The 15,022-nt window shown below is 66.4% G+C and carries 13 protein-coding genes; 3 read left to right on the forward strand and 10 right to left on the reverse strand.

Annotated features, from left to right (window positions below; translation table 11 throughout):
- Positions 1 to 40 precede the first annotated feature (40 nt).
- The 3 genes from ABIC90_RS14040 to ABIC90_RS14050 form a co-directional block, all read right to left on the reverse strand.
- Complete coding sequence (locus ABIC90_RS14040; protein WP_354354807.1) at positions 41 to 1,177, reverse strand: beta-ketoacyl-ACP synthase III; 1,137 nt, start codon at positions 1,175 to 1,177, stop codon at positions 41 to 43.
- Positions 1,167 to 2,225, reverse strand: a complete 1,059-nt coding sequence (locus tag ABIC90_RS14045; protein WP_354354809.1) for a dialkylrecorsinol condensing enzyme — start codon at positions 2,223 to 2,225, stop codon at positions 1,167 to 1,169. The genes ABIC90_RS14040 and ABIC90_RS14045 overlap by 11 nt, the downstream gene beginning before the upstream one ends.
- A gap of 133 nt (positions 2,226 to 2,358) precedes the next feature.
- Positions 2,359 to 3,300 carry a LysR family transcriptional regulator gene (locus ABIC90_RS14050; RefSeq protein ID WP_354354811.1) on the reverse strand — a complete coding sequence of 314 codons (942 nt, stop codon included), beginning with the start codon at positions 3,298 to 3,300 and terminating at the stop codon, positions 2,359 to 2,361.
- 133 nt (positions 3,301 to 3,433) lie between these two features.
- Here ABIC90_RS14050 and ABIC90_RS14055 point away from each other — a divergent pair, with 133 nt between their 5' ends.
- Positions 3,434 to 4,375, forward strand: coding sequence for a DMT family transporter (locus tag ABIC90_RS14055; protein ID WP_436318213.1), 942 nt, complete (start codon positions 3,434 to 3,436; stop codon positions 4,373 to 4,375).
- A 140-nt stretch (positions 4,376 to 4,515) separates the two neighbouring features.
- Here ABIC90_RS14055 and ABIC90_RS14060 read toward each other — a convergent pair whose 3' ends face one another.
- The 7 genes from ABIC90_RS14060 to glpD form a co-directional block, all read right to left on the reverse strand.
- Complete coding sequence (locus ABIC90_RS14060) at positions 4,516 to 6,246, reverse strand: ABC transporter substrate-binding protein (protein WP_354354815.1); 1,731 nt, start codon at positions 6,244 to 6,246, stop codon at positions 4,516 to 4,518.
- A gap of 93 nt (positions 6,247 to 6,339) precedes the next feature.
- Positions 6,340 to 6,648 (reverse strand): DUF2160 domain-containing protein, encoded by a 309-nt coding sequence (locus tag ABIC90_RS14065; RefSeq protein ID WP_354354817.1) that lies wholly within the window; start codon positions 6,646 to 6,648, stop codon positions 6,340 to 6,342.
- 165 nt (positions 6,649 to 6,813) lie between these two features.
- On the reverse strand, positions 6,814 to 7,626 hold the full coding sequence (locus ABIC90_RS14070) for a carbohydrate ABC transporter permease (RefSeq protein WP_354354819.1): 813 nt from the start codon (positions 7,624 to 7,626) through the stop codon (positions 6,814 to 6,816).
- The gene (locus ABIC90_RS14075) at positions 7,623 to 8,513 is read right to left on the reverse strand and encodes a carbohydrate ABC transporter permease (protein ID WP_354354821.1); all 891 of its coding nucleotides are present in this window, start codon (positions 8,511 to 8,513) and stop codon (positions 7,623 to 7,625) included. Before ABIC90_RS14075 ends, ABIC90_RS14070 begins: the two co-directional genes overlap by 4 nt.
- A gap of 61 nt (positions 8,514 to 8,574) precedes the next feature.
- Positions 8,575 to 9,645 (reverse strand): ABC transporter ATP-binding protein, encoded by a 1,071-nt coding sequence (locus tag ABIC90_RS14080; protein ID WP_354354823.1) that lies wholly within the window; start codon positions 9,643 to 9,645, stop codon positions 8,575 to 8,577.
- A gap of 1 nt (position 9,646) precedes the next feature.
- Positions 9,647 to 10,720, reverse strand: coding sequence for an ABC transporter ATP-binding protein (locus ABIC90_RS14085; protein WP_354354825.1), 1,074 nt, complete (start codon positions 10,718 to 10,720; stop codon positions 9,647 to 9,649).
- The gene (gene glpD, locus ABIC90_RS14090; protein ID WP_354354827.1) at positions 10,720 to 12,399 is read right to left on the reverse strand and encodes a glycerol-3-phosphate dehydrogenase; all 1,680 of its coding nucleotides are present in this window, start codon (positions 12,397 to 12,399) and stop codon (positions 10,720 to 10,722) included. The genes ABIC90_RS14085 and glpD overlap by 1 nt, the downstream gene beginning before the upstream one ends.
- A 131-nt stretch (positions 12,400 to 12,530) precedes the next feature.
- Here glpD and ABIC90_RS14095 point away from each other — a divergent pair, with 131 nt between their 5' ends.
- Entirely contained in the window at positions 12,531 to 13,301 is a 771-nt protein-coding gene (locus ABIC90_RS14095) for a DeoR/GlpR family DNA-binding transcription regulator (RefSeq protein WP_354354829.1), read from the forward strand.
- Between the two features lie 174 nt (positions 13,302 to 13,475).
- Positions 13,476 to 14,969, forward strand: coding sequence for a glycerol kinase GlpK (gene glpK / locus ABIC90_RS14100; protein ID WP_354354831.1), 1,494 nt, complete (start codon positions 13,476 to 13,478; stop codon positions 14,967 to 14,969).
- Positions 14,970 to 15,022 lie beyond the last annotated feature (53 nt).

Here is a 15,022-nt window from a genome sequence, read left to right on the forward strand (position 1 = left end):
TCGGGGGGCAGCGATACGCGAAGCGATGAGCGTGGGGGTTTCATACGGCCTCCATGTGGATGAAGCCGCTCGAAAAACGGCCGCTTTCGGGCACGAACATCAGCAGCTTGTGGCCGGGCTGGATGCGTCCGGAGCGGAACAGCTCGTCCAGCATGATGTACGGCGATGCCGAACCGGTGTTGCCCTTGCTGCTGAGGTTGCTGAACCAGCGCTCGCGCGGAATAGCAAAACCCATGGCGTCGAGGCAACGGCTGACGGGCTCGACGAAATAGTTCGACGACAGGTGCGGCAGGAACCAGTCGATGTCCGCCGACTTCAGCCCGCGCTTGCGGACGATGGCCTCAAGCGGCTCGCCCAGCGTGGCGCGCACGATGTTGTCGTTGAGCAGGCGCACGTCCTGCTTGACGGCGAAGGTCGAGTCGCGGTGCCAGTCGGCCGGCGAGGTGCGGGCCCAGCCGTCCAGGCCGCCTTTGGCGTTCTTGTCGGCGCCGGCATACATGCACACCGGCAATTCGTGCGCGGCCGAAGACAGGTCGATCCATTCGACGCGCAGCGACAGCGGCCCGCGCGGCGCGCGCTCCAGCAGCACGGCGCCGGCGCCGTCGGAGAGCATCCAGCGCAGGAAGTCTTTTTCGAAGGCCAGCTCGGGCCGGGCTTCGAGGGCGTCGAGCTTGTGTTCGAGCTCGGCCTCGAAGCTGGCGCCGCGCATCACGGCCGATGCCAGCTCCGAGCCGGTGGCCACCGCCCGCTGCGCATCGCCCGAACGCACCGAGAGCCACGCGTGCTTGAGCGCCGTGGTGCCGGCCAGGCAGATGCCCGCGCAGGCCACCACTTCGAGCCGGGGCCAGCCCAGTTCGCCGTGCACCATCACCGCATGGTTGGGCATGAGCTGGTCGGGCAGCGAGGTGCCGGTGGCCAGGCAGTCGACCGGGCCGATGTCGTCGCCCAGCGCCCGGATGGCCGCGGCGGTGAGCTGCGCGTTGGTCATGGCCAGTTGGCCGGTGGCGCGGTCGATGGCGTAGTGGCGCGACCGGATGCCGTTGCTGCGAAGAATCAGGCGCCGCGCGCGCGACGCCTTGCCGGCGATGCGGCCCAGGACCTCTTCGATGTCTTCGTTGCTGACCGGGGCAAAGGGCAGAAAGGCAGCGGTGCGGGTCAGGAAGACATCAGTCGTCATAGAGGTGGGAGCGGTCCGTGGCGGAGCCCGACGGGCACTCGAATTGGGCTGTCATTTTAGTCAGCCACCCCTTGAACAACGGTCGCAGGAGCGCCTGCAGGGTCAGGCTCACCGGAACGACGGTGACGATCAGCGCCAGCAGGAACACCACGTAGAGCAGCAGCAAGGGCTTGCGCGCCGGGGCGCCGGGCCCGCCGGCCGCCATGATCAGCTTGCCCCACAGATAGAAGCTGCGGGTGCCGGCCTTCTCGCTGATCAGCAGACGCGCATCGGCCTGCACCGCGCCCAGGCCGGCCAGCAGGGGCTGCGTGCCGCGCTCCAGGTCGCCGTGCAGCGCGTCGCGCAGCGCACGGCCGAAACGGCCCGCACCGCGAACCTGCGCGGCGCTGAGCCCCGCATCGGGCATGCCCCAGAAACCGCGCTTGCGGCCCCAGATCAGCCACGCCGGCGTGGTGAAGAAGGTGGCCAGCGTGGGGCCGGGGTCGGTGAGCACCACGTTGTCGATGAGGCGCGCGCCCACGTCGCCGAGCATGCCCTTGAGCTTTTCGTGCGCCAGCAGCCACATGTTGCGGCAGGCAATGACCGTGACCACCGGCTTGCCCTTGAGCAGGCGTGCCGCCACCGGATGCTTGAGAAATGCGGTGACCGGCTGCGACGGCGCCAGGAACCACACCTGGTACGGCAGGATGACCAGGTCGAAGTCTTCGTCGCCCGACAGCGAGAGCGGCGCCAGCGGCGGCGGCTTCATGTGGGCCGACTCCGGGAAGGCGTCGAAGAAGCTGATGAACGGCCAGGGAAAGGGAAACGGCGCCTGCGGCCGCAGCGTTTCCTCGTGCACCTCGATGGACGGATCGGCCTTGAGCGGCGCGACGATCTGAGCGGCGACGCTGTCGAGCTGCCCGGACTGCGAGTAATGAATCACCAGCACCCGCTTGGGGCGTGCGACCGGGTCGGCGGAACTGGGAAAGCTGGAAGTCACTGGGTGGGCTGTTTCGAGGGCCGTCGAATGTAATTCAACCGTTAACGAAACGCATCTGCCATTGGTCATGACGTCGCGCCGATCCCACGTTCAAGACTGTTCCATGGGCCGTTTCGACCGCCTTGCAGAGGAATGGCGACAGCAAACCCGAACCCGGCAACGCCGCGGGCACCGTGCAGATGCTTGCGACGCTGCTGCCCGCTCAGGCGGGCGGGCGCGGTGAGCCCGCCGGCGGGGGCCTCAGCGCCGCCACGAGGTGATCGACCAGAACGCGCACCTTCGGCGTGGTGTAGCGAGAAGCCAGGAACAACAGGTAGGCCATGCCCTGGTAGTTGGTGTCCAAGGCCCACTCCGGCAGCACATGGACCACCCGTCCGTCCGCCAGTGCATCATGTGCCACGAAATCCTGAACGCAACCCACGCCCAGGCCGGCCTCGATCGCCGCCAGACGCATCTCGCCGTGGTTCAGGGTGTAGCGGCCGGCCACCGCGAGTTCGACCTCGTCGTCGCCCCGCACGAAGCGCCAGCGGCTGTCGCGCTCCTGCTCGCCGATCGACAGGCAACTGTGGGCCATCAGGTCCTCGGGACTGCGGATGGCCTCGTGGGAGGCGAGGTAGTCCGGACTTGCCAGCACCAGTTGCCGCACCGGCATCAGCGCGCGCGCCACCATGCCCTGCGGTGGGTCGTCGGTCAGGCGGATCACGAGGTCGACGCCTTCGCGCAGCGGATCCACCGGCCGGTCGACCACCAGCAGATGCACATCCACGCCGGGATAGCGCTCGAGAAAAGACAGCAAGGGCCGCTGCAGCACATGGCGGGCGAACGCCTTGGGCGCGCTGACGCGGATCAGCCCCTTGGGCGTGCCTACATGGCCCTCGGCCACACGCATCGAGGCCTGTGCCGCGGCCACCATGTCGCGCCCGCGCTCCAACACGGCCATTCCCGCTTCGGTGAGGCGCAACTGCCGGGTCGTGCGCTGCAACAGCGACACGCCCATGACGCTTTCGAGGCGAGCCACTTGCCGGCTGATGGCCGACGGCGTTTGCCCATGCCGCCGTGCCGCGGCCGAAAAGCTGCCCGCTTCCGCCACACGGACGAACGCGACCAGTTCGCGCATCACCTCCAGGAAATCATCTGTTCTCAAGGCGCAAAGCTCCTGTTCTGGCGCCGAGTCTAGTCAACGCAGGAAGCGAAACGAACAATCCGCACGCCCACAACATCGAGGAGGAAACGGCATGTCGACACGCAGGATTCGCAGCTTCAAGGTTCCGGCCGTCATGAAAGATCGCGTCGACCAACCGGGGGCGACGGGTCTGCGTTCGATCAGGACGGGTGCGCGGCCGTGGCCGTCGTTCGGCCCGGTCGAATGGCTTCTGCTTCTGGTGGCCGTGATCTGGGGCGGCAGCTACAGCGCCGCCAAGCTCGCTACCGGGCAGATGCCCGTGCTGCAGTTTCTGGTGCTGCGCTTCGGCCTCACTTTCCTGATACTGCTCCCCGCGTTGCGCGGGCTGGCGATGGCGTCATGGCCGGCGGCGCTGACCGGCGCATCGATGCTGGGCATCAATCTGCTGGCCATTTTTGTCTGTGAGACTTTCGGTGTGTCGTTGACCACGGCCTCCAACGCGGCATTCCTGATCAGCCTCTGCGTCGCCTTCACGCCGTTGTGCGAGTGGTGGCTGCTCAAGGCAAGGCCCAGCGGCGCGGTGCTCGCGGCGGCGGGCTTGTCCTTGCTGGGCGCGGGACTGCTGGCGTTCCAGCATGGCGGATCGGCCAACCTTGCTTGGGGAGACGGCCTGATGGTGCTCGCTGCATTCCTGCGGGGTGTCATGGTCTGCCTGACCCGTCGCCATGGTCAGGCACACGGCCTGCCCGCGCTCACGGTGACCGCGGTGCAGATGGGCGTGATGACGCTGGGCTCCGCGATCCTGATGCTCGCCGTGCACGGCGCCGCGTGGCCACCGCTGCCGCGCAGTGCATCTTTCTGGTCTGCCATGGCGTTCCTGGTGCTGCTGTGTACGTTGTTTGCGTTCTTTGTGCAGAACTACGCGGCATCGCGCAGCAGCCCCTCACGGGTGGCCCTGCTCATGGGCAGCGAACCGATGTGGGGCGCGCTGATCGCCGTCTTCTTTCTGGGCGAGCAGATGGCATTGCAGGGCTGGATCGGTGGCTTGTTGATCGTTGCATCGGCATGGTGGGTGACCCAGCCGGCAAAAAAATGAACTGCGCCTGATTCTTTTCTCGCGGAAGAACGCAAGCCGAGAGCTACCGCAGTCGGACGCAAAAAAAGGGCCGCACCCTCCGGCACGGCCCTTTTCGCTGTGGCTGCTGCTGTCCCTTCGGGCAGCTCGACCAGGCGCGTTCAGCGCACCTTGCCTTCCTTCCAGGCGCTCAGCAGCTTGTTGTAGTCGATGGTCTCGCCCTTGGGCTTTTCGTTGGCCAGCTTCTTCCACGGTGCGTTCTTGTCGCTGAGCCACTTGTTCGGGTCGCCCTTGGGGTTGAGCTTGGGCGCGCAATGGGCCATGCCGGCGCGCTCCAGGCGGGCCATCACGTTGTCCATCTCGTCGGCCAGGTTGTCCATCGCCTTCTGCGGGGTCTTCTCGCCGGTGACCGCCTCGGCCACGTTCTTCCACCAGAGCTGCGCGAGCTTCGGATAGTCGGGCACGTTGGTGCCGGTGGGCGTCCACGCCACGCGGGCCGGGCTGCGATAGAACTCGACCAGGCCGCCGAGCTTGGGCGCCAGGTCGGTCATGGCCTTGCTCTGGATGTCCGATTCGCGGATCGGGGTCAGGCCCACGATGGTCTTCTTGAGCGAGACGCTCTTGGAAGTCACGAACTGGGCGTAGAGCCAGGCGGCAGCCGTCTTGTTGGCGTCATGGCCGTTGAAGAAGGACCACGAACCCACGTCCTGGTAGCCGTTCTGCATGCCCTGCTTCCAGTACGGGCCGTTCGGGCCGGGCGCCATGCGCCACTTGGGCGTGCCGTCCTCGTTCACCACGGGCAGGCCCTTCTTGGTCATGTCGGCGGTGAAGGCCGTGTACCAGAAGATCTGCTGGGCGATCTGGCCCTGCGCCGGCACCGGACCGGATTCGCCGAAGGTCATGCCCATGGCTTCCTTGGGCGCGTACTTCTTCATCCAGTCGATGTACTTGGTGAGCGCGTACACGGCGGCCGGCGAGTTGGTCGCACCGCCGCGCGAGACGGCAGCGCCCACGGGCGTGCACTTGTCGTCCGCCACGCGGATGCCCCATTCGTCGATCGGCATGCCGTTGGGGTTGCCGATGTCGGCGGTGCCGGCCATCGAGAGCCACGCATCGGTGAAGCGCCAGCCCAGCGACGGGTCCTTCTTGCCGTAGTCCATGTGGCCGTAGATCGGCTTGCCGTCGATGGTCTTCACGTCGACGCTGAAGAATTCGGCGATGTCCTCGTACGCGCTCCAGTTGAGCGGCACGCCCAGCTCGTAGCCGTACTTGGCCTTGAACTTGTCCTTCAGGTCCTTGCGCGCGAACAGGTCGGCGCGAAACCAGTAAAGGTTGGCGAACTGCTGGTCGGGCAGCTGGTACAGCTTGCCGTCGGGCGCGGTGGTGAACTTGGTGCCGATGAAGTCCTTGAGGTCCAGGCCCGGGTTGGTCCACTCTTTCCCTGCGCCGGCCATGTAGTCGGTCAGGTTCATCATCTTGCCGTAGCGGTAGTGCGTGCCGATCAGGTCGGAGTCGGAGATCCAGCCGTCGTAGATCGACTTGCCCGACTGCATCGAGGTCTGCAGCTTCTCGACCACGTCGCCTTCCTGGATCAGGTCGTGCTTGACCTTGATGCCGGTGATTTCCTCGAAGGCCTTGGCCAGCGTCTTCGATTCGTACTCGTGCGTGGTGATGGTTTCGGAGACCACCGAGATCTCCTTGACACCCTTTGCCTGAAGCTTCTTGGCTGCGTCGATGAACCACTTCATCTCGGCGGCCTGCTGGTCCTTGCTCAGGGTCGACGGCTGGAACTCGCTGTCGATCCATTTCTTGGCCTCGGGCTCTGCGGCCCATGCACCGTGTGCGGCGAACATCGCCGCCGCCATCGCCAATGCCGTGTAGCGCATCTTCATGAATGTGTCTCCTCGGTTGTGCTTCCCCGGTGTTCTTCGTTTCGCGGCTCCGGGGAGGCGGAGAGCCGGACGCGTCTGAAAAAAACTTGAAGCCTAGCCTTTGCGCATCACCAGGGCCAGCACGAACATCGACAGCACGAAGCTGATCCAGATGGAAGGCTCGGCCTCCAGGCTCATCCATTCCTGGAACTTGCCGGCCAGGCCGATGAAGATCAGGTTCACATAGGCCGCCGACAGCAGCCCGATGAAGAGCCGGTCGCCGCGCGTGGTGGCAATGGGCAGCCAGCCACGCCGCATGACGGTGGGCGACTTGAATTCCCACACCGTCATGCCGACCAGCATGAGCACGATGCAGATGAAAAACACGGCCACCGGGGTGGTCCAGAACATCCAGTCGAACATCACAGATTCCTTCTCAAAGACCCGCCGACGCTTCTTGCGCCCACGGAGCTGGATACAGGCACAGCCCAGGCGGGAAACACCGCGGAACCGGCTTTGCCGGGCCGCTGGTGTTGCCCCCTCGAGGGGGGATGCGAGCCACACGAAGTGGGCGAGAGTCGGGGGTGGTCATACTCTGCCCATCGCGAAACCCTTCGCGATGTAGTGACGGACAAACCAGATCACGATCGCGCCGGGCACGATGGTGAGCACGCCCGCCGCCGCGAGCGTTGCCCAGTCCATGCCCGATGCGCTCACCGTGCGCGTCATCGTCGCCACGATGGGCTTGGCATTCACGCTGGTGAGCGTGCGCGCCAGCAGCAGTTCGACCCAGCTGAACATGAAGCAGAAGAACGCCGCCACGCCCACGCCGGCCTTGATGAGCGGCAGGAAGATCGTCGTGAAGAAACGCGGGAACGAGTAGCCGTCGATGTAGGCCGTTTCGTCGATCTCGCGCGGTATGCCGCTCATGAAGCCTTCCAGGATCCACACCGCCAGCGGCACGTTGAAGAGCAGGTGCGCGAGCGCCACACCCAGGTGCGTGTCCATCAGGCCGACCGTGCTGTAGAGCTGGAAGAACGGCAGCAGGAACACCGCGGGCGGCGTCATGCGGTTCGTCAGCAGCCAGAAGAACACGTGCTTGTCGCCCAGGAACGAATAGCGCGAGAACGCATAGGCCGCCGGCAGCGCCACGGCGAGCGAGATCACCGTGTTGATCGCCACGTAGATCAGGCTGTTGATGTAGCCCGAGTACCACGACTCGTCGGTGAAGATGCGCGCGTAGTTCGCCCAGGTGAGCTGCTGCGGGAAGAACGAGAAGCTCGAGAGGATCTCTTCGTTCGTCTTGAAGCTCATGTTGATCATCCAGTAGATGGGCAACAGGGCGAACAGGATGTACAGCACCAAAAAGATGCTGCGCTTGTGGAATCTCTTTTCGTTCATTTCTCGACCTCGACTTCCTGCGTACCGACCCGCTGCATCCAGTTGTAGAGCACGAAGCAGAACAACAAAATGATCAGGAAATAAATCAGCGAGAACGCAGCCGCCGGCCCGAGGTCGAACTGCCCCACCGCCTTCTGCGTCAGGTATTGGCTCAGGAACGTGGTCGCATTGCCCGGCCCGCCGCCCGTCAGCACGAAGGGCTCGGTGTAGATCATGAAGCTGTCCATGAAGCGCAACAGCACCGCGATCATCAGCACGCCGCGCATCTTGGGCAGCTGGATGTAGCGGAACACCGCGAACTTGCTCGCACCGTCGATGCGCGCGGCCTGGTAGTAGGCGTCGGGAATGGAGCGCAGGCCTGCATAGCAAAGCAAGGCCACCAGCGGCGTCCAGTGCCACACGTCCATCACCAGCACGGTGAGCCAGGCGTCGGTCGCGTTGCCGGTGTAGTTGTAGTCGATGCCCAGCGTCTGCAGCGCATGGCCCAGCAGGCCGATGTCGGCACGGCCATAGATCTGCCAGATGGTGCCTACCACGTTCCATGGAATCAGCAACGAAAGCGCCACCACCACCAGCACCGCCGACGACTTCCAGCCCTTGGCCGGCATCGAGAGCGCCAGGCCGATGCCCAGCGGAATCTCCACCAGCAGCACCGACAGTGAGAAGCCCAGTTGGCGCCACAGCGCCTGGTGCAGCTCGTCGTCGCGCATCACCGCGGCGAACCATTCGGTGCCGACGAACACGCGGCGCTCGGGCGAGATGATGTCCTGCACCGAGTAGTTGACCACCGTCATCAGCGGCACGATGGCCGAGAAAGCCACGCAGATCAGCACCGGCAGCACGAGCCACCAGGCTTTTTGATTGATGGGTTTGTTGGTTGCGTTCATTCCAATACCTCCGTGCTTCGCACTGCGGTGCGAACTTGCTTGGGGCGGCCCGGCGCGGCGTTCATGCCACCAGCTCCTCGTCCTTGTAATAGCAGGTGTGGGCATCGAGCACCCGCAGCCACACCGTCTCTCCCACGGCGGGCGGTTGCTCGTCGGAGTGCAGCCGCACCTTGATCACGATGCCGTCGACTTCGGCGCTCAGCATCGCGTGCGTGCCTACGTCCTGCACCTGCCTGACCACCGCGGGCACGGCGCCGGCGGCACCGGCGTTCGACAGGCGCAGGTACTCGGGGCGGATGCCGATCTTGAGCGCGCCTTGCGGCAGCTCGCGCGTGGGCACCAGCGGCGTACCCGCCACTTCGAGCGTGCCGTTCGCACTTTGCGCCGACAGGAAGTTCATGCCCGGCGATCCGATGAAGTGGCCGACGAAGGTGTGGGCCGGCCGCTCGAACAGCGCTTCGGCGCTGCCCACCTGCACCGCCTTGCCGCGCGTCATGACCACCACCTCCTCGGCGAAGGTGAGCGCCTCGACCTGGTCGTGCGTCACGTAGATCAGCGTGAGCTTGAGCTCGCGATGGATCTGCTTGAGCTTGCGGCGCAGCTGCCACTTCAGGTGCGGATCGATCACGGTGAGCGGCTCGTCGAAGAGCACCGCCGACACGTCGCTGCGCACCAGGCCGCGGCCCAGCGAGATCTTCTGCTTGGCGTCGGCCGCCAGGCCCGCCGCGCGCTGGTTGAGCTGGCCGCTCATGTCGAGCATCTCGGCGATCTCGCCGACACGCTTCTTGATCTGGTCTTCAGGCACCTTGCGGTTGCGCAGCGGAAACGCGAGGTTCTCGGCCACGGTCATGGTGTCGTAGATCACCGGGAACTGGAACACCTGCGCGATGTTGCGCTCCTGCGGCGTGGCGCGCGTCATGTCGCGGCCGTCGAAGGTGACCGTGCCGTGCGAAGGCACGAGCAGGCCCGAGATGATGTTGAGCATGGTCGTCTTGCCGCAGCCCGAGGGGCCGAGCAAGGCGTAGGCGCCGCCGTCGCGAAAGCTCATCTTCAGCGGCAGCAGCGCGTAGTCGCTGTCCTGCGTGGGGTTGGCGCGGTAGGCGTGGGCCAGGTCGAGATCGATGCGTGCCATCTCAGTTTCCTTTGCGCCATGCGGGCGCGAGCGCCAGCTTTTCGCCGGCATCGAACACATAGGCTTGCGATGCGCTGAAGTACAGCGTGATCGAAGCGCCCAGCTCGAAGCGGTGCACACCGGTGAGCTGCGCCACCAGCTCGCCCACCGGCGTCTCGACGTGCACGAAGGTGTCGGAGCCCGAAATCTCGGCCAGCTCCACCTTGCCGGGCAAGGCGATGTCGCCCTCGCCCGCGCCCACGTTCAACGCACTCGCGCGCAAGCCGACCGTGACCGGACCCGAAACGCCCTCGGGCAAGGCCAGCGCCAGCGCGGGGCCTCCCGCGAGTTGCACCTGGCCGGCGGTTGCGGTGCCGGCCAGCAGGTTCATCGGCGGATCGCTGAAGGCGCGCGCCACGCGCAGCGACTGCGGCGCATGGAACACCTCGGCGGTCGGGCCGTACTGCAGCAGTTCGCCCGCATCCATCACCGCGGTGTAGCCGCCCAGCAGCAGCGCTTCGCCGGGTTCGGTGGTGGCGTAGATCACCGTCGAATCGCCGGTGGCGAAGAGCTGGGTGAGCTCTTCGCGCAGGCCTTCGCGCAGCTTGTAGTCCAGGTTGACAAGCGGCTCGTCCAGCAGCATCAGCGGCGCGTTCTTGGCGAGCGCGCGCGCCAGCGCCACGCGCTGCTGCTGGCCGCCCGAAAGTTCGGCCGGCAGGCGGTCCAGGAACATGCCGATGTGCAGCTTGTCGGCCAGCGCCTTCACCCGCGCGTCGATGTTCTTCTCGCCGCGCAGCTTGAGCGGCGAGGCGATGTTGTCGGACACCTTGAGCGAGGGGTAGTTGATGAACTGCTGGTAGACCATGGCGACGTTGCGCTCGCGCACCGGCATGCCGGTCACGTCCTTGCCGTCCACCAGGACCTTGCCCGTCGTCGGCGTGTCCAGCCCCGCCATCAGGCGCATCAGGCTGGTCTTGCCGGCCTGCGTGGCGCCCAGCAGCACGGTCACCGCGCCGCTCCTGGGCGCGATGCTCTGCTCATAGAGCCAGGTCTGCGCGCCGACCTTCTTGGTGACGCGCTCCAGAGTCAGCTGCATCAGCTCACCTCCACTTTCATGTTGTTGTTCGTCGCATGGGCCTGCAGCCAGGCAGCGACCTGTTCGCGCTCGGCCGGCGTGTAGTGCAGGCCGAGCTTGGAGCGGCGCCAGAGCACGTCGTCCGCGCTCATGGCCCATTCGTGGGTCTGCAGAAAGCGCAGTTCGCGCTCGTGCAGGCCGGGCGCCACTGCCGGGCCCAGGTCGGCCAGCGATTTCGCATCGCCCAGGAGGTCGGACACCCGCGCGCCGTAGGCACGCGCGAGACGGCGCGCCAGCTTGCCGTAGAGCCACGGATACCGAGTCTCGACCGCCGACACGAAGCGCTCGAAATCTTCGTCGGGCCGCCGGCCCGCGCCGATCCAGGCCGACAGGTCGCCGCCGGCGAGGAAGGCGCCGTCGGTCCATGCGGGGCGCTGCGCGCTCGACTGGCCGAGCATCTTGCCGACCTCGTCGGCCGCGTCTTCGGCGAGCTTGCGGAAGGTGGTGATCTTGCCGCCCCACACCGACAGCAGCGGCGCCGCGGTGGTGTTCGACTCCAGCATGTAGTCGCGCGTGACGGCCGACGGGTCGCCCGAGGCGTCGTCCAGCAGCGGGCGCACGCCCGAGTAGGTCCACACCACGTCGGCGGGCGCGATGGGCTTCTCGAAGTAGCGGCTGGCCTGCGTGCAGATGTAGTCGATTTCTTCCTGCGCGATGCGCGCGGCACCGGGGTCGTCGCCGCTCAGTTCGATGTCGGTGGTGCCGATGAGCGTGAACTCGTCCTGGTAGGGAATGGCGAAGATGATCCGCTTGTCGGGGTTCTGGAAGATGTAAGCGTGGTCGTGCTCGAACAGGCGCGGCACCACGATGTGGCTGCCCTTCACGAGCCGCAGGCTCTTGGTGGCCAGCGCTTCGCCCCTGGCCGATTGCGCCACGCCGCGCAGGAACGATTCGGCCCACGGCCCCGCGGCGTTGACCACGGCGCGGGCGCGCACGGTACGCGGCCCTTCTGGCCCCTCAAGCATTGCGGTCCAGCCGTCGGCATCGCGTTGCGCATGCGTGCAGCGGGTGCGGGTGAGCACCTGGGCGCCGCGCGCCTGGGCGTCGATCGCGTTCAGCACCACGAGCCGGGCGTCGTCGACCCAGCCGTCGGAGTAGACGAAGCCGCGCTTGTACTGGGCCTTGAGCGGCTTGCCGGCCGCGTGCGTGCGCAGGTCGACGCCGCGCGAGCCCGGCAGCACTTCGCGCTTGGCCAGGTGGTCGTACATGAACAGGCCGATGCGGATCATCCAGGCCGGCCGCATCGAGGGGTCGTGCGGCATCACGAAGCGCAGCGGCCACATGATGTGCGGCGCGCTCTTGAGCAGCACTTCGCGCTCCTGCAGCGCCTTGCGCACCAGCGAGAACTCGTAGTACTCCAGGTAGCGGAGCCCGCCGTGGATCAGCTTGGTGGACGAGGACGAGGTGTGCGAGGCCAGGTCGTCCTTCTCGCACAGCACCACGCGCCAGCCGCGGCCCGCGAGGTCGCGCGCAATGCCGCAGCCGTTGATGCCGCCGCCGACGATGAGCACGTCGCAATCGATGGCCGGCGAAGACGAATTGGAGGAGATATCACTCACAGGAATGCACTCACAGGAGGGGCCCGTTGAACCGTGACTTTGGTCACTGAAAGGCGCCATTGTATTTTCGGGTTTTTTCATTTGGATTCCTTTTAGCGCGATTTTCCTCCGAGTTTTCCCTTATGTGGGTTCGTTTTGATTCGCTTTAAAGTCACGCGCCCTGTACCCTCCAGCCAGCACTTCGCAGTCTTCACGTACTCCACGACGCCTTTGTGAACTCCAACCCGCGCCAGATCAACCTCCTGGACACCGTGCGCACGCGCGGCTCCGTCACCGTCGAGCAGTTGGCCGACATGTTGGGCGTGACCCTGCAGACCGTGCGGCGCGACGTGCAGCGGCTGGCCGACGAGGGCCTGCTCACGCGCTTTCACGGCGGCGTGCGCATGCCCAGCTCGACCACCGAGAACATCGGCTACCAGCAGCGCGAAACGTTGAACGCCGAAGGCAAGGCGCGCATCGCGCAGCGCGTGGCCGAGCTGGTGCCCAACGACTGCTCGCTGATCCTGAACATCGGCACCACCACCGAGGCCATCGCCAAGGCGCTGCTTCGCCACACGGGGCTGCGCGTGATCACCAACAACCTGAACGTGGCGACCATCCTGAGCGGCAACACCTCGTGCGAGGTGATCGTGGCGGGCGGCTCGGTGCGTGCGCGCGACCGCGCCGTGGTGGGCGAGGCCACCATCGATTTCATCCGCCAGTTCAAGGTGGACATCGCGCTGATCGGCGTCTCCAGCATCGAGGCCGACGGGTCGCTTCGCGACTTCGACCTGCGCGAGGTGAAGGTGGCGCAGACCATCATTGCGCAGGGGCGCGAGGTGTGGCTCGCGGCGGATGCAAGCAAGTTCAACCGGCCGGCGATGATCCAGCTGGGGACGCTCTCGCAGATCGACCGGCTGTTCACCGATGCCGTTCCGCCGGCGCCTTTTGCGGACCTGCTGCACAGCGCGCAGGTTCGCCTCGAAATCGCGCGCGAAACATGAGCTGCTCTTGCATTGCTCCCTCCCCCGCTGGGGGAGGGTCGGGGTGGGGGCACGACGGCTTCCGAAACGACGCGGCGCCTGATCGACGCCCTGCCCCCATCCCAGCCTTCCCCCGGAAGGGGAAGGAGCAAGACCATGCCGCTCCATTGACCGGACCCAGAGGAACATGAACCCATGACCTACCTGCTCGCCCTCGACCAGGGCACCTCCAGCTCCCGCAGCATCGTGTTCGACCGCGAAGGCCACATCGTCGCCATCGCGCAGAAGGAACTCACGCAGATCTACCCGCAGCCCGGCTGGGTCGAGCACGACCCGATGGAAATCTGGCGCAGCCAGCTCGCCACCGCACGCGAAGTGCTGGTGAAGGCAAAGCTCAAGCCCACCGACATCCACGCCATCGGCATCACCAACCAGCGCGAGACCACCGTGCTGTGGAACCGCAAGACCGGCCAGCCGGTGCACCACGCCATCGTCTGGCAGGACCGCCGCGCCGAGCCGCTGTGCGCGCAGCTGCGCGACGAGGGCATGACCGACACCATCCGCGAGAAGACCGGCCTGGTGATCGACGCGTACTTCTCGGGCACCAAGCTGCGCTGGCTGCTGGACAACGTGCCCAACGCCCGGGCCGAGGCCGAGCGCGGCGACCTCGCCTTCGGCACAGTCGACAGCTGGCTCATGTGGCAGCTCACCGGTGGCAAGGTGCATGTGACCGACGTGAGCAACGCCTCGCGCACGATGCTCTTCAATGTGCACACGAACGAGTGGGACGCCGACCTGCTTGCCGCGCTGAAGATTCCCGCCGCGCTGCTGCCCAAGGTGCAACCGTCGAGCTCGCACTTTGCCGACACCGATGCCGCCTTGCTCGGCCACACGCTGCCCATCGGCGGCGTGGCCGGCGATCAGCAGAGCGCCCTCTTCGGCCAAGCCTGTTTCGAGGCCGGCATGGCCAAGAACACCTACGGCACCGGCTGCTTCCTGCTGATGCACACGGGCGGCGCATTCCAGCCTTCGCACAACGGACTGCTGGTGACCAGCGCGGCGCAGGCCGACACCACGCCGCAGTACGCCATGGAGGGCAGCGTGTTCGTCGGTGGCGCGGTGGTGCAGTGGCTGCGCGACGGGCTCAAGGCCATCAAGGGCAGCGCCGAGGTGCAGTCGCTCGCCGAGAGCGTGCCCGATGCGGGCGGCGTGATGATGGTGCCGGCCTTCACCGGCCTGGGCGCGCCCTACTGGGACGCGGATGCGCGCGGCACGATCACCGGGCTCACGCGCGGCACGACGGTCGCGCACATCGCGCGCGCCGCGCTGGAAAGCATCGCCTACCAGAGCGCCGCGCTGCTGCAGGCCATGAGCCGCGATGCCGTGGCCGCGGGCGGCAAGCCGGTGGCCGAACTGCGCGTGGACGGCGGCGCGAGCGTCAACGACCTGCTGATGCAGTTCCAGGCCGACCTCTTGGGCATTCCGGTGGTGCGGCCCGAAGTGATCGAGACCACCGCGCTCGGCGCCGCGTACCTCGCGGGGCTGTCGACCGGCGTCTATGCCGACGCGCGCCAGCTCTCGAAATTGTGGAAGGTGGAGCGGCGCTTCCTGCCGACCATGGGCCGCGCGCAGGCGGAAGAGTCGATGGCGCGCTGGGAGCGCGCGGTGCGGCAGGCCACGGCGACCTGATCGGGTTGACGCCGGCGATCCCGGCCGAGCCCCACAGGTTCCGCGCGCATCTC

Origin of the sequence: Variovorax boronicumulans (assembly GCF_040544675.1) — a bacterium.
GTDB classification, from domain to species: Bacteria; Pseudomonadota; Gammaproteobacteria; order Burkholderiales; family Burkholderiaceae_C; genus Variovorax; species Variovorax boronicumulans_D.